Source organism: Patulibacter sp. NPDC049589 (assembly GCF_040675535.1).
Lineage (GTDB): Bacteria > Actinomycetota > Thermoleophilia > Solirubrobacterales > Solirubrobacteraceae > Patulibacter.
Window position 1 is genome coordinate 1 of sequence record NZ_JBFAPC010000065.1, and the last position, 17,264, is coordinate 17,264.

At 75.7% G+C, this 17,264-nt stretch carries 11 protein-coding genes; 3 read left to right on the top strand and 8 right to left on the bottom strand.

Annotated features, from left to right (window positions below; genetic code table 11):
* Positions 1-315 precede the first annotated feature (315 nt).
* A complete protein-coding gene (locus AB0L40_RS13765) occupies positions 316-1,443 on the bottom strand; it encodes an ankyrin repeat domain-containing protein (RefSeq protein WP_364355114.1) in 1,128 nt (375 codons plus the stop codon).
* A complete protein-coding gene (locus AB0L40_RS13770) occupies positions 1,443-2,000 on the bottom strand; it encodes a suppressor of fused domain protein (protein ID WP_364355117.1) in 558 nt (185 codons plus the stop codon). The genes AB0L40_RS13765 and AB0L40_RS13770 overlap by 1 nt, the downstream gene beginning before the upstream one ends.
* Before the next feature lie 102 nt (positions 2,001-2,102).
* Here AB0L40_RS13770 and AB0L40_RS13775 point away from each other — a divergent pair, with 102 nt between their 5' ends.
* Positions 2,103-3,413 carry a hypothetical protein gene (locus AB0L40_RS13775; RefSeq protein WP_364355120.1) on the top strand — a complete coding sequence of 437 codons (1,311 nt, stop codon included), beginning with the start codon at positions 2,103-2,105 and terminating at the stop codon, positions 3,411-3,413.
* Positions 3,414-3,492: 79 nt separating this feature from the next.
* Here AB0L40_RS13775 and AB0L40_RS13780 read toward each other — a convergent pair whose 3' ends face one another.
* Positions 3,493-4,437, bottom strand: a complete 945-nt coding sequence (locus AB0L40_RS13780) for a VOC family protein (protein ID WP_364355123.1) — start codon at positions 4,435-4,437, stop codon at positions 3,493-3,495.
* A 58-nt stretch (positions 4,438-4,495) separates the two neighbouring features.
* Here AB0L40_RS13780 and AB0L40_RS13785 point away from each other — a divergent pair, with 58 nt between their 5' ends.
* Positions 4,496-5,179, top strand: coding sequence for a GPP34 family phosphoprotein (locus AB0L40_RS13785; protein ID WP_364355126.1), 684 nt, complete (start codon positions 4,496-4,498; stop codon positions 5,177-5,179).
* 134 nt (positions 5,180-5,313) lie between these two features.
* On the opposite strand, the gene AB0L40_RS13790 is transcribed toward AB0L40_RS13785, so the two are convergent.
* On the bottom strand, positions 5,314-6,267 hold the full coding sequence (locus AB0L40_RS13790) for an MYG1 family protein (RefSeq protein WP_364355129.1): 954 nt from the start codon (positions 6,265-6,267) through the stop codon (positions 5,314-5,316).
* Between the two features lie 184 nt (positions 6,268-6,451).
* On the opposite strand from AB0L40_RS13790, the gene hrpA reads away from it, so the two are divergent.
* Complete coding sequence (hrpA, locus tag AB0L40_RS13795; RefSeq protein ID WP_364355132.1) at positions 6,452-10,993, top strand: ATP-dependent RNA helicase HrpA; 4,542 nt, start codon at positions 6,452-6,454, stop codon at positions 10,991-10,993.
* Positions 10,994-11,064: 71 nt separating this feature from the next.
* Here hrpA and AB0L40_RS13800 read toward each other — a convergent pair whose 3' ends face one another.
* The 4 genes from AB0L40_RS13800 to AB0L40_RS13815 all read right to left on the bottom strand — a co-directional run bounded on the left by AB0L40_RS13800 (position 11,065) and on the right by AB0L40_RS13815 (position 17,130).
* Positions 11,065-11,778 (bottom strand): class I SAM-dependent methyltransferase, encoded by a 714-nt coding sequence (locus tag AB0L40_RS13800; protein ID WP_364355135.1) that lies wholly within the window; start codon positions 11,776-11,778, stop codon positions 11,065-11,067.
* Between the two features lie 67 nt (positions 11,779-11,845).
* Complete coding sequence (locus AB0L40_RS13805; RefSeq protein WP_364355137.1) at positions 11,846-13,804, bottom strand: acyl-CoA dehydrogenase; 1,959 nt, start codon at positions 13,802-13,804, stop codon at positions 11,846-11,848.
* An 83-nt stretch (positions 13,805-13,887) separates the two neighbouring features.
* Positions 13,888-14,397, bottom strand: coding sequence for a PaaI family thioesterase (locus AB0L40_RS13810; protein WP_364355140.1), 510 nt, complete (start codon positions 14,395-14,397; stop codon positions 13,888-13,890).
* 102 nt (positions 14,398-14,499) lie between these two features.
* Positions 14,500-17,130 carry a hypothetical protein gene (locus tag AB0L40_RS13815; protein ID WP_364355143.1) on the bottom strand — a complete coding sequence of 877 codons (2,631 nt, stop codon included), beginning with the start codon at positions 17,128-17,130 and terminating at the stop codon, positions 14,500-14,502.
* Positions 17,131-17,264: the final 134 nt, after the last annotated feature.

Consider the following 17,264-nt stretch of genomic DNA (forward strand, 5'->3'; position numbering starts at 1 on the left):
GGAGGCGGCCGACCGCGGGCACCAGCGTTCCTACCCGGCAGGAACGTTTCCCGGTGTTCGTGGCCGGCGCGGTGGGCCGGCGGAGGCGGCCGACCATCGGCACCAGCGTTCCTACCCGGCAGGAACGTTTCCCGGTGTTCGTCGCGGGCGCGGTGGGCCGGCGGAGGCGGCCGACCGCGGGCACCAGCGTTCCTACCCGGCAGGAACGTTTCCCTGTGTTCGTCGCGGGCGCGGTGGGCCGGCGGAGGCGGCCGACCGCGGGCACCAGCGTTCCTACCCACCAGGAAGGTTTCCTGGTGTTCGTGCCGGCGCCCGTCAGCCTTCGAGCAGCGCCGCGACGTCGTCGTGGCCGCCGTGCCTCGCCCACCCGGCGGGCGGGCCGTGGCCGTGGCCGTCGACGGCGTCGCGGTCGGCACCGGCGGCGAGGAGCACGCGGACGACCTCCGCCCGACCCTGCTGCGCGGCGAGGTGCAGCGGGGTGACGGCGCAGCCGTGGTCGGGACCGCCGAAGGTGCCGCGGCGGTCCGTGTCGGCGCCCAGGTCGAGCAGCGCCCGGACGGTGTCGGACCGGCCGGTCCACGCGGCCCAGATCAGCGGCGTGCCGCGGTAGACGTCGGCGTCCGGGCGAGCGCCCGCGGCGACGAGATCGGCCATCACCTCGTCGCGGCCGTTGCGGGCGGCGTAGGCGAGCGCCTCGTCGAGCACCTCCTGCCGGTCCTCGCCGGGCGTCCACGCCGGGAACTCCGAGTGCGGGCGGTGGAACGCCCGGTGCGCGCCGGCGCTGCCCGGCCCGACGGCGCCGCCCGGCCCTGCCTCGCCGTCCAGCCCGACGTCGCCGCCCGGCCCGGCCTCGCCGCCGGGTCCAGGCGCGGTGACGGCTCCGGAACCCACGCCACTGCGGTCGTCGCCGCCCGGCCCGGCCTCGCCGCCGGGTCCAGGCGCGGTGACGGCTCCGGAACCCACGCCACTGCCGCTGCCGACCAGCCTCGCCACGAGCCTGCGATCGCCCGCCCCCGCCGCCGCGCGCAGGTTGCCCGGCGTGACGCCCCCGGCGGCCACGAGCGCGTCCGCCGTGTCGCGGTGCCCCCAGAACAGCGCGACGACCAGCGGCGTGCCGCCGTCGCCGCGGGCGGAGCCGTCGGTGCGGGCGCCGCCCGCGACCAGCGGGCCGACGAGGTGCACGGCCCCCACGTAGGCGGCCTGGTGCAGCGCGGTCCACCCGTGCACGTTCGCGTGGGCCGGGTCGGCACCGCGCTCCAGGAGCAGCGCGACGGTCCGGTCGTCGCAGGTGCCCGCGGCCATCGAGACCAGGTCGTTGCGGTTCGGGCCCTCCGCGCCGACGAGCGCCGGCTCCACGTCCAGGAGGTCCCTCAGCGCGTCGAGGTCGTGCGCGTCGATCGCGCGCCGCGCGGCCTCGAACCGGTCCGACGCGCCGGTCGCCATCAGGCCCGGGCCGGGTCCGTGGTCAGCAGCCGATCGCGGGCCGCGAGCTTCTCGAGCACGAGCGCCGTGCCGACCCGCTGCATCAGGAGGTACTCGCCCTGCGTCACCCCGACGGCCTGCAGGAGCGGGACGTCTTCCGCCGTGACGAGCGGGTCCTCCCGCATCGCGATCGCGACGAGGCCGGAGCCCGCGCCGTCGACGGGCGGCCCCGGGGCCATCCGCGCCCCGGCGTGGAACGGCCGGCCGACCGCGACGGCCGTGCGGGCCGCGCCGTCGAGCAGCCCGAACGCCCACGGCGGCGGACTCGGCGCGGCCGGGACGATCAGGGACAGCTCGTGGCCGAGGGCCCCGGTGGACGTCGCCCCCTCGCGACGGGGCGGGTCGATCGCCGCCAGCCCCAGCGTGACGAGGTGCCAGTGCCCGTCGCCGCGGTAGGCCGCGATCCCGCGCAGGAGCCCGTCGTCGGCGGACGCGATCCGCCCGCTGCCCGCCCCGTAGACGGCCTGGAAGGCGTCCTCGACGGCGGAGCCCGGGGGTGGCGGAGCGGACGGAGGCACGCCGCGACGATACCCGCGCCGCGCCCGCGGCCGGAGCGTCCCGGCGCCCGCCTCGGCCGTCCCGTCCGGCAGCGACCGCGTGGTCCGCGCTACGTTCGAGGGGTGGCCCCGACGCACCGCCCCGCGACCGCGCCCACGACCGCGGCGGCGATCGCCCTGACGCCGACGGACGTCCGGCTCCTCGACGCCCCGCCGATCCTGGCCCTCCTGCGTCTGGAGGGCACGGTCGGCACCGACGCCGTCCGGCGGGCCGTGGCGCGGCACGTGCCGCGACGGTTCTCGGCCGCGCTCGTCCCCGGCGCGGGCCCGGCCGGCCCCGCGCTGCGGGTCCGCGACGCCCCCGGCCGGCCCGGCGAGCACCCCGTCCCCGTGACCCCGGTGGACGTCGCGCCGGGTGCCCTCGACGGCCTGCTGACGCTGAACGTCCCGGTGCGCGACCTCGCCGCGATCGGCCTCGGCGATGGCCTCGCCCGCGACCCGCTCTGCACCGTCGCGCACGTCCGCGACGCGACGGGCGACGCGCTCGCCGTCCGGCTCTCCCACGCCGCCGGCGACGGCCTCAGCCTGCTGCGGATGCTCGGGGCGATCGCCGCCGACCTCGCCGACGACCCGGGCGGCCAAGGCGGCCCGAACAGCCAAGAAGGCCCGGACGGCCAGGGCGGCCCGGACGGCCAAGAAGGCCACGGTGGCCCGGACGACCCGGACGCCGGCCGGACACGGTCCGCGCCCGGCCGAGCGCACCGCACGCCCGCGCGCGACGCGTCCGGTGAGCCCCTCCGCGCGTCCACACCGACACCGTCCGGCGACGTCGCGTCCTCCGCCACCACCACCGCGCCCCCGGACCGCTGGCTCTCCGTCCTCCCCCTCTCCGACGACTGCCGCGCCGAGATCGCGGACCTGGCCGCCGCCCGCGTCGCGAGCCCGACCGTCTGCCGGATGGCCGTGGTCGCGCGCCGGCTCGCCCCGATCGTGCGGCCGGGCGGGGACGGCCTGCGCATCCGCATCCCCGTCGACCTGCGGTTCCGGGACCTCGGCATCCCCGCCGACGCGGTCGGCAACCACTGGTTCGACGCGCTCGCCGTGTTCGCCGGCGCCCCCGACCGGCTGCCGCCCGCCGCCGAGATCGCCCGCGCGATCGACGCCACGATCCGCGAGCGCGTCGCGCTGCTCGCACCCGACGACGTCGACCACCTCACGGACGTGAGCCTGCGGCTGGTCCGCGACGTCGAGGGCGAGCCGCTCCGGCGCGGCGTCGACCTCGTGCACTCCTCGCTCCCGACGCCGGACTGGCCGGGCGTCCGGGCGCTCCACGTCCTCGGCTCCGCGCTCCTCGGCGTGGTCGATCAGCGCGGCAGCGACCGGGTCGACCTCGTGACGCCGCAACCGCTGCCGGCGGGCGTCACCGCGCTCTGACCCGCCGTCCGGAGGCCGCGGTCCGGAGGCCGGTGTCGCGGATCCCGTCCCCGGGGTGTCCCGCCGCGCCGCCCGGTCCCTACGGCGCGTCGAACGAGATCGGCTGCCCCGACCGCGGGTTGACGACCGGCGTCAGCTTGCCGGCGAGCTCGGAGCGCAGGGCCTCGTGCTGGCTCGGCAGGCGCAGCTGCTCGCCGAGGTGCTCCTTCGGCTCGTCCGTCGCGAAGCCGGGGCCGAGCGTCGCGATCTCGAACAGCACCCCACCGGGCTCGCGGAAGTAGATCGCGTGGAAGTAGTCGCGGTCGATGACGGGCGTGATCTTCGCGCCGGCGCCGGCCAGCCGCTCACGCCAGGCCTCGTGCTCGTCGTCCTTCGCACCCCATGCGATGTGGTGGACCGTGCCCGCGCCGGGGACGCCGGGCGCCTTCGGGGCCGGATCGACCGTCCAGTGGACGTGGCGGGCGTCGCCGAAGACCGTCCACTCGTCGCCGTCCTCCGTCGACTCCAGGCGGAACCCGAGCAGGTCCTTCAGGACCAGCGACGAGGCGTCCTTGTTCCCGGAGTACGCACGGGCGCCCATGACGCCGGTGATCGCGTGCTCGCCCGGGACGTCCGGGTGCTCGGCGCGCAGGGTCGCGCCGATCTCGTGGACGGTGAGCTCCAGGCCGAGCCCGTCCGGGTCCGCGAACAGCAGGCCGTTGCGGCCGCCGGTGAGGACGACGCCGCGCTCCTGCAGGCGCGCCGCCCAGAACTCCAGGGCCGGCACCGAGGGGACCGCGAGCTGGATCCGGTGGACCATGCCGGCCCCCGCGCGACCGGGCCGGGCACCCGCGAACTCGAACCAGGTGAGGATCGACCCGGGGCGGCCCTGCTCGTCGCCGAAGTACAGGTGATAGGCCTCGGGCTGGTCGAAGTTGACCGTCGTCTTGACCAGGCGCAGGCCGAGCGTGTCCGCGTAGAAGTCGACGGTCCGCTGCGCGTCGCCGGTGACCATCGTGACGTGGTGGAGTGCCTCGAGCCTCATGTCGGCAAGCGTAGTGAGGACGCGCGTCGTGCTCGTGTCTCCCGGGTAGCCGTGGGCCATGCTCGTCGCCGAGGACCTGGCCCTGCTGCTGCACGACGACGACTCCGGGAAGGGGGTCGCCGACCGCAACACCGTCGGCCTGGCGCTCGCCGGCGCCGTGCTCGTCGAGCTGGCGCTGCTGGGCCGCGTGCGCGTCGCCGGGGACGACGAGGACGCGAAGGAGGGTCGCCTGGTCCTCGAGGGCGACGGTCCGGTCGGCGACGACCTGCTCGACGACGGGCTCGCGATCGTCGCGACCAAGGAGGGCAGGCGGCCGAAGGCGACGCTCGAGAAGCTCCGCAGGGGCCTGCGCGAGCGCGTCCTGGAGCGGCTCGTCGCGGCCGGCGAGCTGCGCCGCGAGGAGCACCAGGCCCTGAAGGTCTTCACGACGACCCGCTGGCCCGCCGGGGACGGTCACCGCGAGGACGAGGTCCGTCGTCTCGTCCACGGCGCGCTGCTGGACGGCGAGGATCCCGACGAGCGCACGGCCGCCCTGGTCGGACTCGTCGACGCCATCGACGCGACGACGAAGGTCGTCCCGTCCGACGACCGCAAGGCCCTGAAGCGCCGCGCGAAGGAGATCGCGGACGGCCCGTGGGCGGCCGACGCGGTCCGTAGCGCGGTGCGCGACGTCCAGGTGGCCGTGATGACCGCGGTGATCACGTCGACGACGGTGGGGACGATCGCTGGGTCCGGCACCTGAGCGGACCGGCCGCGGCCCCGGCGACCGTGCCGCCCGACCCACGGTCGTCCGGCCGTGACGCGCGACCCGCGGCGCCCCCGACGGCCGCCCGGCAACGACGGGCAGCGCGACCCGCGGTCGTCCGCCGTGACCGGTCAGTCGGCGGCGGGGGCCGCCGGCGCCTCGGGCGCCCCGACCAACGCCTGGCGCGCGAGCTCGAGCACGCCGTCGCGGCTGCCCGCGACGGCCATGAAGCGGGCGCCGTGGCAGAAGACGGCGTCGGGGACGCCGGTGACCTGCTGCAGCGGCTCGCCCTCGAGCCCGGCCCAGGACTCCGGCAGCGACCGGCGGTTGGCGAACCCGTGGTCGCCGGCGGGCACGGCCTGCAGGCTCCAGTCGCCGCGGGTGCGCGGCGAGACGACGAAGAGGACGTCGGGCGCCTCCCGCAGGACGATCCCGCGCCACGGCATGCCGCGGTCGAGCTCGAGGATCCGCGGATCGGTCGCGCGGGCGAGCGCGGCGCGCACCAGGTCGGCCGCGCGGGCCCGTCCCTGCGACGCCTCGAGCTCGCGGCGGATCAGGCCCTCGGCGAGGTCGACGGCCTGGTCGAACGCGGCGCGCTCGGCGGCGGCGCCGTCCTCGGCGTCCCAGGGCGGGTTCATCGCCGCGATGACGCCCGAGACGGCGTAGGGCTGCGTGCCCTCGATCAGCGGCTCGTAGAGCTCCTGGCCGTTGTCGCCGGCGTCGATCGGCGCGACGACGCGGCCGTCGACGGAGGCCGCGACCTCCGGGCTGCCGGCGAGCTGCTCGCCGTACTGCTTCCAGACGAGGCCGAAGGACGCGTAGCGGATGCCGTTCTCGCGCTCGCCGACGTCGCCCTGGTGGTGGTCGAAGTCGCCGGTCGCCGGGTCGTAGTGCCGGCCGACGTCGATCCGCATCGCGCACGCGGCGAGCTTCTCGGGGACGCGCGTCCGGACGATCTCGAGGGGCCCGAGCGCCATCCGCAGGGTCGCGAGCGCGAACACCTCGTCCGCGTGGAACGAGCCGGAGTGGGTGCCGACGCGCAGCGGCTCCGGCGGGGGATCGGTCGATGCGGCGGCGTCGTTCACCGCGGGAACTGTACCGGCGGCGCCGAGCCGACCTACTCGCCGGTCGCCCGCCGCCGCACCGGCCGTGGCCCCCGACGCTCCGGCGCCCCTGCGCGGCCCCCCGGGGACTCGGACCCGACGGGTTCCCCGCCCGCGGATCCCGTCGCAACGCGGGCCGCGGACCGGGCGACCTATCCTCGGAGGGATGCCCGTGCCGCCCGATCCGACGCCCGCGGGCGCGTCGACCGACCCCGACGCTCCCGAGGAGACGCTCCTCCCGGACGACCGTCATGCGTCCGGTGCCCCCGAGGAGACGCCCGTCCCGGAGGACCGTCCCGCGCTCGACGCCGCCGGCGGCCCGCCCCGGAGCCCCTCCGTCGGCGACCTCCGCGCCCGCCTGCGGGACCTGCGTCTGCGCGACGAGCACCGCCTGATCCGCAAGGTCGACCGCCTGCGGCACCAGAAGGACCGCGACGTCCGCGCGAAGGACCTCGCGAAGGTGCTCGGCGAGATCGAGCGCGCCGAGGCGGCCGTCGCCGCGCGGCGGGACACCGTCCCGGAGATCACCTACCCCGAGGACCTGCCGGTCTCGCAGCGCCGCGACGACCTGCTCGCGGCGATCCGGGATCACCAGGTCGTCGTCGTGGCCGGCGAGACCGGCTCCGGCAAGACCACCCAGATCCCGAAGATGTGCCTGGAGCTGGGGCGCGGGATCCGCGGCCAGATCGCCCACACCCAGCCCCGCCGGATCGCCGCCCGCACCGTCGCGGAGCGCATCGCCGACGAGACGAACACCCAGATGGGCGAGGCGATCGGCTACTCGGTCCGCTTCAACGACCACTCGGGCGAGAACACGCTCGTGCGCCTGATGACCGACGGCCTGCTGCTGGCCGAGATCCAGCGCGACCGCCTGCTCCGGCGCTACGACACGATCATCATCGACGAGGCGCACGAGCGGTCGCTGAACATCGACTTCCTGCTCGGCGTGATCAAGCAGCTCCTGCCCCAGCGGCCGGATCTGAAGGTCATCATCACGTCGGCGACGATCGACCCGGAGCGCTTCTCCAAGCACTTCGGCGACGCGCCGATCGTCGAGGTCTCCGGGCGCACGTTCCCGGTCGAGGTCCGCTACCGGCCGGTCGACGATCCGGAGTCGGGCGACGCGGACCGCGACCAGGTCGACGCCATCGGCGACGCGGTCGAGGAGCTCGGCCACGAGGCGCCGGGCGACGTCCTCGTGTTCCTGTCGGGCGAGCGCGAGATCCGCGACGCCGCCGAGGCCCTGCGCGGCCGCTTCGGGGGCAAGGGGGCCGGACCGCACGCGGCCGTCGAGGTCCTGCCCCTGTACGCCCGGCTCTCGTCCGAGGAGCAGCAGCGCGTCTTCCGCCGATCCCCGGGTGGGCGCCGACGGGTGGTGCTCGCGACCAACGTCGCCGAGACGTCGCTCACGGTCCCGGGCATCAAGTACGTCGTCGACCCCGGACAGGCCCGGATCAGCCGCTACTCGTCGCGCCTGAAGGTCCAGCGGCTGCCGATCGAGGCCGTCTCGCAGGCGTCGGCCAACCAGCGCAAGGGCCGCTGCGGCCGCACCTCGGACGGCATCTGCATCCGGCTGTTCTCCGAGGAGGACTTCGACGCGCGGCCCGAGTTCACCGACCCGGAGATCCTGCGGACGAACCTCGCGTCCGTGATCCTGCAGATGGCCGCGCTGGGCCTCGGCGAGATCCAGGACTTCCCGTTCCTCGAGCCGCCGGACCGCCCGCAGATCCGCGACGGCGTGCAGCTGCTCGAGGAGCTCGGCGCGCTGAAGCAGGACGAGGAGGACCCGAAGAAGCGCCTGACGCCGACCGGCCGCACGCTCGCCGCGCTGCCGATCGACCCGCGCCTGGGTCGCATGGTGCTGGAGGCCGACCGCCTCGGGTGCACCGAGCAGGTCGTCGTCATCGCCGCCGCGCTGTCGATCCAGGACCCGCGCGAGCGCCCGCAGGACAAGCAGGAGGCCGCGCAGCAGTCCCACGCACGCTTCCGGCACCCCGAGTCGGACTTCCTCGGCTTCCTCAACCTCTGGGAGTACCTGCAGGAGCAGCAGCGCGAGCTCTCCGGCAGCGCGTTCCGTCGCCGCTGCAAGCAGGAGTTCCTCCACTACCTGCGGATCCGCGAGTGGCAGGACCTGGTGGCCCAGCTCCGCCAGGCGGCGAAGGGGACGGGCATCAAGGTCCCCCGCGGCGCGGGCAGCCGCCCGGGACTGACCCCGCAGCTGGGCTCCGACGGCCCGCTGGAGGCCGACGTCGAGGAGCGGCTCCGCTCGGAGGCGGCGGGTTCCGGGGCGAACGGCGCCGACCGCCCCGCCAACGCCGCCGGCTCCCGCAACGCCCGCCGCCGCGGGCGCGGGCGGGGCCGCGACGCCCAGGCCGCCGTCCAGCCGTCGGAGACCGCGTCGACGACCGCCGAGGGCGGCTCCGCGCTGCCGGACGACGCCCAGCTGCGCCCGATCGACCGCGCCGGCGGTACGGGCGTCGCCCGGCTGCGCGCCGCCGAGCGCGAGGCGGACCGCATCCGCGCGGCGAGCGAGCGGGACATCCACCAGGCGCTCCTCTCGGGCTTGCTCTCGCACGTCGGGCTGAAGGACGTGACGCAGAAGACCGACCAGAAGGGCCGCGTCCAGCGCAAGGGCCGACCGCAGCGGCCGGAGTTCCTCGGCGCCCGCGGCGCGCGCTTCCAGATCTTCCCCGGCTCGACGCTGGCGAAGAAGCCGCCGGTCTGGACGATGGTCGCCGAGCTCGTCGAGACCTCGCGCCTGTGGGGCCGCACCGCCGCGAAGATCGAGCCGGAGTGGATCGAGCCGCTCGCCGAGCACCTGCTGCGCCGCACCTACGCCGAGCCGCGCTGGTCGAAGAAGCGCGCGTCCGTCGTCGCCGACGAGCGCGCCACGCTCTACGGCCTGCCCGTCGTGGCCGGCCGGCCGGTCCAGTACGCGCAGATCGACCCGATCCTCTCGCGCGAGCTGTTCATCCGCCAGGCGCTCGTCGAGGGCGAGTGGCACGGCGGCAAGGCCGGCGGCCAGCAGGTGCTCGAGCAGAACGCCGCGCTGATCGAGGAGGTCCGCGCGATGGAGGAGCGCGCCCGCCGTCGCGACCTGCTGGTCGACGACGAGGTCCTCTACGCGTTCTACGACGAGCGGATCCCCGAGCACGTCGTCTCCGGCGCCCACTTCGACCGCTGGTGGCGCGACCAGAAGCGCGTCGACCCCGAGCTCCTGCACTTCACCCGCGACCTGCTGATCGACGAGCGCTCACAGCTCTCCGTCGGGGTCGGCGAGGACCTCAAGCAGCGGCCCGAGGCGTGGAAGCAGGGTGACCACGTCCTGCGGCTGACCTACGCGTTCGAGCCCGGCACCGACCACGACGGCGTCACCGTCCACGTCCCGCTCGACCTCCTGCCCCAGGTCAAGGTGGTGGGCTTCGAGTGGCTCGTCCCCGGCCTGCGCCGCGAGCTGATCGAGGCCCTCGTCCGCGGGCTGCCGAAGGACGTCCGCCGCGAGCTCGTCCCGATCCCCGACACCGTCACGACGGTCCTCGAGCGGATCGTCCCCCGCAGCGCGCCGCTGCCCGTCGCGCTGGCCCGCGAGCTGAACGAGCTGCCGGGCGTCCAGGTCACCCCGAACCTGCTGCGGCTCGACGCGCTGCCCGCGCACCTGCGGATGACGTTCTCGATCGAGGACGAGGGCGGCGCGGTCCTCTCGACCGGCCACGACCTCGCGGCGCTACGGGCCGCCCTGCGTCCGGTGCTGCGCAAGCGCCTCGAGGACGCCACACCGGACCTGGAGCGCAAGGGCCTGACGACCTGGTCGATCGGCACGCTGCAGCGCGAGATCGGCCTGCCCGGCGGCGGCGAGCACGGCGTGCGGGTCTTCCCGGCGCTCGTCGACGAAGGAACGAGCGTCGGCGTGCGCGCGTTCGACGCCGCCGACGCCCAGGCCGCGGCGATGACGCTCGGCACCCGCCGGCTGCTGCTCCTCACCGTGCCCTCCCCCGCGCGGAAGGTCGTCAGCAGCCTGCCGACCGCCGCGCAGCTGACCCTCGCCACCGCACCGCACGGCTCGGTCGACCGGGTGCTCGAGGACACGATCGCGGCGACCATCGACGTGCTGGTCGACGTCGCCGGCGGCCCCGCGTGGGACGAGGCCGGCTTCGCCGCGCTCCGCGCGTCCGTCGCCGAGCGTCTCCAACCCTCCGCGAAGAAGGTCCTCCAGCAGGTCGTCCGGGTGCTCGACGCCGAGCGCGAGGTCCGCTCCCGCCTGGAGCACTTCGCGTCGACCGTCCCGCACCCGGCGTTCGAGGCCGCCCAGCGCGACGTCACCGCGCAGATCGGCCGGCTCGTCCACCCGGGCTTCGTCACCGACGCCGGCGCGCGCCGGCTGCCGGACCTCGTCCGCTACCTCGACTCCGCCGCGGCCCGCCTGGACCGCCTGCCCGACGCCCGGGCGACCGACACCGACCGCATGCAGGCGATCCACGAGCTGGAGCAGGCCTACGCCCGCCGCGTCCAGGCGTGGCCGCCGGGCCGCCCGCTCCCCCGCGCGCTGGCGGAGGTGCGCTGGATGCTGGAGGAGCTGCGCGTCGTCCAGTTCGCCGGCGGCGTCGGCACCAAGGCGATCCGCGACCCCTCCCGCCCGGACCAGCCCGCCAAGCCGGTCTCGAGCAAGAGGATCCGCAAGGCGCTCGACGACGCGCCGGTGCCGGCCTGAGGGTCCCGCCGGCCGGCCGCGCGACCGGGCCGCTCGCGACCGTCCTCGTGGCCCGGGGACGCGGGCGACGTCTAGGCGCGCGCCACCCAGCCGCGGAAGCTGAACGCGGCGTAGAACAGGGCGACCTCGCGGAAGCCCGCCTCCCGCAGCACCGCCTCGTCCTCCTGCGGGTCCAGCGCGGGCAGCCGCGCGCCGATCCCGACGCGGGCGCCGTCGGCCATGGCGGGGTCCACGCCGGACGAGACCGCGAACGCCGCGAAGCGCCGCAGCCACACGTCCTTCTCCTCGGCGGTGCTCTGGGGGAAGCTGTGGTGCGCGACGACCAGCGGAGCCCCCGGCCGCAGGCGGCGGCGGAGCTCCTCGAGCGTCCGGAGCCGCTCGTCGCGCGGCAGGAAGTGCAGGGTCAGGAGGCAGGTCGCGGCGTCGAACGGCCCCTCGGGCGCGTTGTCGATCAGACCCTCGTGCAGGGCCGCCTGCCTCACGTGCTCCCCCATGGTCGTCTTGGCGAGCCGCAGCATCTCCGCCGACGGGTCGACCCCGTCGAAGCGCCAGCCCGGGTGCGCGGCGGCGAGGTGGCGCAGCTCGAGCCCGCCGCCGGCGCCGAGGACCAGCACCCGCGCGTCGGCGGGCGCGCGCTCGGCCAGCAGCAGGTCCGTCATCCGGTGCAGGGCGTCGAAGCCCGGGACCAGGCGCGGCGGGCCCTCGGCGTAGCGGGCGACGGCCGCGGGGTCGGAGAACGACGCCGGGCTCCCGGCGGTCGTGGTCGTCTCGCGGGGAGCGCTCATCGCATCAGGATGCGCACCCCGCGCAACTCTGGCAAGCGACCATGCCGGATCGGCACGGTCCGCGTCTCTACCAGCGCTCCCCGTCCACCTCGCGGCCACCGATCCGGGAGCAGAGGACCTCGTCCGGGATCCCGAACGCGTCGACCAGGCCGGCGGCGTGCGGTCGCAGGACGTGGCAGAGGCGGTCGACCCGGCGGGTGATCTCCTTCGCGCGACCGCCGGAGAGCCGGCCGTGCTCGAGGTACCAGGCGCGCTCCTTCTCGATCGTGCGCAGCGCGTGCAGGTCGCAGAGGCGGTCGAGGATCGCCTGCGTGCCCACGTCCTCCTCACGCTCCACCCGCAGCGCGAAGGACTCCAGGACGAAGCGGTCGACGTGCGAGCGGGCCGCGGCCAACAGGTGCGGCTGGCAGTAGGAGAAGACCTCGAACGGGTCGCGGCCCTCCTTGACGCCGGCGCGCAGGCGCTGGGCGACGCGGGACACGAGGTGCTCCTCGCGCTCGCGCAGCAGCTCGAGCTGGTCGGCGCGCTCCAGGCCGCGCTCCTCGTCCTCGCGGCGGGGCAGCACGTCGGAGAGCGCGCCGAGGACCTGGCGGACGGCGGTCCGCTCGACGATCACGTCGAGCACCTGCCCGGCCACGAAGCCGGCGGTCCCGAGCGGGCTGAGGTTGCCGAAGTCGTCGCGGAAGCCCGTCAGCAGCGTCTTGCCGACGAGCTGCAGGAGGACGGTGTTGTCGCCCTCGAACGTCGTGAAGACGTCGGTGTCGGCCTTCAGCGCCGCGAACCCGCTGTCGCGCAGGTAGCCGGCGCCGCCGCAGGCCTCGCGGCACTCCTGGATCGTCTGCGTCCCGTGCCAGGTGGCGATCGCCTTCAGGCCCGCCGCCCGGGGCTCGAGCTCGCGGCGCTGCTGCTCGACGTCCTCGTCGTCGCCGGCGCGCACGATCGCGTCCAGCGCGGCGACGGTGTCCTGCTGCGCGAAGCTCAGCGCGTAGGACGTGGCCAGGAGCGGCAGCAGCCGGCGCTGGTGCCCGAGGTAGTCCATCAGCGCGACCTCGCCGCCCTCGGGGTCCTCGAACTGCCGGCGGTCCAGGCCGTGGCGGATCGCGATCGTCAGCGCCGACTTCGACGCGCTGACCGCGGCCCCGCCGACGGAGATGCGGCCCTGCACGAGCGTCCCGAGCATCGTGAAGAAGCGGCGCCCGGAGCTCTCGATCGGGCTGGAGTAGACCCCCTCCGCGTCGACGGCCCCGAAGCGGTCCAGGAGCGCCGTGCGCGGCACCCGCACGCCGTGAAACCACAGCCGCCCGTTGTCGACGCCCTGCAGGCCGAGCTTGTCGCCGCAGTCCTCGATCCGGATGCCGGGCAGCGCCTCGTCGGTCTCCTCGTCGCGGATCGGCACGATCAGCGCGTGCACGCCGTGGGTCTCGCCGCCGACGACGAGCTGGGCGAAGACGACGGCCTCGCGCCCGTGCCGCGCCGCGTTGCCGATCCAGTCCTTGCTCGCCTGGTCGTCGGGCGTGTCGATCACGAACTCGGCGGTCACCGGGTCGTACGTCGCGGTCGTGCGCAGCGCCTGGACGTCGGACCCGTGGCCGCGCTCGGTCATCGCGAAGCATCCGGGCAGGTCGAGCGACCCGATCTGCGGCAGGTACTCCTGGCGCTGCCCGGCGTTGCCGAGGTTCTGGATCGCGCCGCCCCAGAGCCCGAACTGCACCCCGATCTTGACGAGCAGCGAGAGGTCGCCGAACGCGAACGTCTCGAAGCCCGCGATGAAGCCGGCGACGTCGCCCCCGCCGCCGACCTCCGGCGGGTACCCGCGCATCGTGGCGCCGGTCCGCGCGACCCGGCGCGTCCAGTCCAGGACCCGGTCGCGGTAGGCGTCGCGATCGAGGCCCGCCACGTCCGAGCGGTCGAACTCGGGCCGGGACAGGAGGGCCCGGACCTCGTCGCGGACGGCGTGGTGGTCGCCGTCGAGCGCGCGCCGCAGCGCGGGGACGTCGAGGGCGGCGGGCACGTGCTCGGTGCTCATATGGCCGCCATCGTGCCACGCGGCGGCCGCGGGCCCGTGGGCCAGCCGCGACGCGCCCGCCGATCGCGGGGACGACCGGGCGCTCAGGGCGCGATCGACGCCGCGCCGCCGTCCGTGTCCCGCGGCAGGAAGTGCTCGCGCGGGACCGTGAGGAACAGCGCGCGGGAGGCCGCCACGACCTCGTCGCCGTCGCGGACCCGGGCGGCGATGCGGATCTTGCGGCCCTCGAACGACTCGAGCCACGACTCGGCGACCAGCGGCCGCCCGATGACGACGGGCGCGCCGAAGTCGACGTCGAGCTTCGCCGTCACAGCCCGCTGCTCGAGCACGCGCGGGATCGCGCCGCTCATGTCGTCCAGGATCGCGGCGACGATGCCGCCGTGCGCCAGCCCGGGCGCGCCCTCGTGGCGCGACTCCAGGGTGATGTCGGCGCGCACGACGTCGCCGTCGCGGACGAACCGCAGCCCGAGGCTCGCCGGGTTCTCCGGGCCGCAGCCGAAGCACGTCGCCGTGTGCGGAGCTATCGGCCCGTCGAGCTCGGGGCCCGACGGGCTCAGCGGGGCGGGCGGGGGCAGCTCGGTGCGGACGGACACCCCACGAAGCCAACCAGACGGGGCGTCCGACCCGCCCCCTCCGGGCCCTCCCGGGGACCGCAGCCACGGGGACGCCCGACGCGCCCCGGCGCCCGCGCCCGCTCAGCGCACGACGCGGATCCGCTTCGACGTGCGCTTGACGACCGTCTTCTGCTTGTCCGTGGCCGTCAGCCGCAGGCGGTAGAGGCCGGGGCTGAGCGTCCGCTTCGGGAAGCGCGGGCCGACGTCGGCCGTCGTGGTGCCGGCGATCAGGCGCAGCGTGCGCGAGGTCGGCAGGAGCGCCCAACGGGTGCAGCGCGAGCCGGCCTTCACGCGGGAGCCGGTGCGGACCTTCGCGCAGCGGCGGTTCTTGCCGTTGCCGATGATCTTGCCGGGCCGCGACTGCTCGACCTGGACCCGCACGCGGGCGTCCTGGGTCACGCGGATCCGCAGCCGGGCCTTCGTGGCCGGCTGGGCGGGCTTCTTCTTGCGCGACCCCTTCTTGCGGACGGCCTTGCGCGTCAGGTGCCAGCGCGTGCTCGAGACCGAGACCGACGTCAGCTTGACCGGCGGCGGCGGGACCGCGCCGAACGTGCCGGTCATCGACATGGCCCGCGACGCCACGACCTGGCAGACGGTGCCGGTCGTCGCGGCCGCGCAGTCGCCGGACCAGCCGACGAAGCGGGCGTTCTCGGCCGGGCGGGCGGTCAGGGTCACCAGGCGGCCCTGGCCGACGAGCTGCGAGCAGTCCGTGCCGCAGTCGATGCCGGGCGGGTCGCTCGTGATCGTGCCCTGCGTGGGGCCGCCGCCGACGGTCACCGCGACGCGCTGGCGGACGGGCGGCGCCGCACCGGGCGCATCGAGACGCAGGACGCGGCTGTTGCCGGCGTCGGCGACCAGGAGGGTCTGCCCGTCGGGGCTGAGCGCGAGGTTGGCGGGGTCGGAGACCTGGTTCGGCGCGCGGCCCTCCGACAGGATCGACTCCCACGCGAAGCCGCCGCCGACCTGCGGCGTGCCCCGCAGGACGCGGGCGCCGTTGGGCGTCCCCGGCCGGGCCTCGGACACGTAGAGCGTGCCGTCGCCCGCGACCGCGAGACCCTGGGCGCCGTCCCAGTAGGGCGCGCCGTCGGGCGGTGCGACCCGGGCACCGGTCGCGTCGTCGATGATCAGGCGCGAGCCGGCGACGTAGGCCGTGCCGTTCGGCCCGACGGCGACCGCGGTCGGCCGGTTCAGGCCGGACCGCTTGGTGCTGACCTGCCCGTCGGGCTCGACCCGGACGAGCCGGCCCCCTCCGGAGTCGGTGGCCAGGACCGCGCCGTCGGGCAGCGCGGCGACGCCGCGCGGCCGGGAGATCGCGCCGGGCGGCGTCATCGAGATCACGCCACCGCTGCCGTCGAAGCGCACCAGGCGGTTGTTGAAGGTGTCGGCGACCCAGAGCGCGCCGGAGGTGTCGTACGCCACCCCGCTGGGCAGCGTCATCTGGTTCTCGGTGTCCTTGCCGGGCGCGGCGAAGCCGTTGAGCTTGCTGATCCGCCCGAACATCCCGATGTACGTGCCGTCGGGAGCCATGATCGCCGCGCGGTGGGCGAAGGTGTCCGCCACGGCGATCGTGCCGTCGGCGCGGTAGGCGACGCCCCGGGCGCGCGTGAAGTACCCGGGCCCGCGGCCCGCGATCCCCCACGCGCCGGTCACGCCGCCCTCGGCGTTCAGCCGCTGGATGCGGTTGTTGGCGGTGTCGGCCACGTAGACCCCGCCGTTGGGGTCGACGGGGTTCGTCGCCACGGCGCGCACGATCGAGAAGCGCCCGACGCGGTAGCCGGTGCCGCCGAAGGTGCCGAGGAAGCTGAGCGACGAGGCGTCGAAGACGTTGACGCGGCCGTTGATGTTGTCACCGACGTACGCCTGGTTCGGGTTGCGGGCGTCGACCGCGACGTCGTAGGGGAACTTGAACTCGCCCGGGTCCGAGCCGAAGCTGCCGGCCGACGCGATCTTCGTCAGCGACGTCGCGTCGAGGACCAGCAGCCGGTGGTTCTGGTTGTCCGGCACGTAGAGCCGGTCGCCCTTCGGGTTGACGCCGACGCCCTGCGGGCGCTTGATCCCGAGCCCGCTGGTCGACTTCGGCGCGCCGTACGCCGCGAGCGAGTTGGGGTCCAGGGCGAAGCGGAGGATCCGGTCGCCGCCGCTGTCGGCGACGAACACCACGACGGTCCGCCCCGGCCCCTCCTGGCTGACGGCGATGCCGCCGGACGTGATGCCGGCGTCCTCGCGGTCGGACCCCGACTTCAGCGTGAACGTCGTGGAGTTGCCAAAGGTCGTGATGAAGTGACCGTCGTCGGCCGAGAACACCTGGACGCGGTCGTTCTCGCTGTCGAGGACGAACACCCGCCCCTGCCGGTCGACCGCGACGCCGCCCACGACGCCGAGCCGGCCGGGCTCGCCGCGGGTCGCGCGGCCGCCGAACGTGAAGAGCGGGGTCCCACCCGCGTCGAACGCCTGGACGACGCCGGAGTACTGGTCGGCGACGAAGACGTGCCCGTTGCGCGGATCGATGCCGAGGCCCTGCGGGAAGCGGAAGACGCCCGTCCCGATCGGGTCCTCGCCGATCACGGACGGGGTCAGCGGTGGTCCGGCGGCGCGGGCGGCCGAGGCCTGGAGGCCGACGAGGGCCAGGGCGGCGAGGAGGACGACGAGCAGCGCTGACGCGCGGCCCACCGACGGCCGGGCTGCCGGCCGGGAGGCGGATGGGGGGAGCATCGCGCCACATGGTGCCCCGTCCGCCCGCCGCGTGCGCCGGTCGCACGCGGTCCTGCGCGCCCGCGGCGATCACCGGGGCGCGCGAGCGGGGAGGCGCCCGCCGACCGTGCGCGACGATCATGGGACTCGGTCTC

Excerpts from the sequence above, each read along its gene's own strand:
- AB0L40_RS13765 (WP_364355114.1), bottom strand. The coding sequence starts at position 1,443 with ATGGCGACCGGCGCGTCGGACCGGTTCGAGGCCGCGCGGCGCGCGATC.
- AB0L40_RS13780 (WP_364355123.1), bottom strand. The coding sequence starts at position 4,437 with ATGAGGCTCGAGGCACTCCACCACGTCACGATGGTCACCGGCGACGCG.
- AB0L40_RS13785 (WP_364355126.1), top strand. The coding sequence starts at position 4,496 with ATGCTCGTCGCCGAGGACCTGGCCCTGCTGCTGCACGACGACGACTCC.
- hrpA (WP_364355132.1), top strand. The coding sequence starts at position 6,452 with ATGCCCGTGCCGCCCGATCCGACGCCCGCGGGCGCGTCGACCGACCCC.
- AB0L40_RS13800 (WP_364355135.1), bottom strand. The coding sequence starts at position 11,778 with ATGAGCGCTCCCCGCGAGACGACCACGACCGCCGGGAGCCCGGCGTCG.
- AB0L40_RS13805 (WP_364355137.1), bottom strand. The coding sequence starts at position 13,804 with ATGAGCACCGAGCACGTGCCCGCCGCCCTCGACGTCCCCGCGCTGCGG.
- AB0L40_RS13815 (WP_364355143.1), bottom strand. The coding sequence starts at position 17,130 with ATGCTCCCCCCATCCGCCTCCCGGCCGGCAGCCCGGCCGTCGGTGGGC.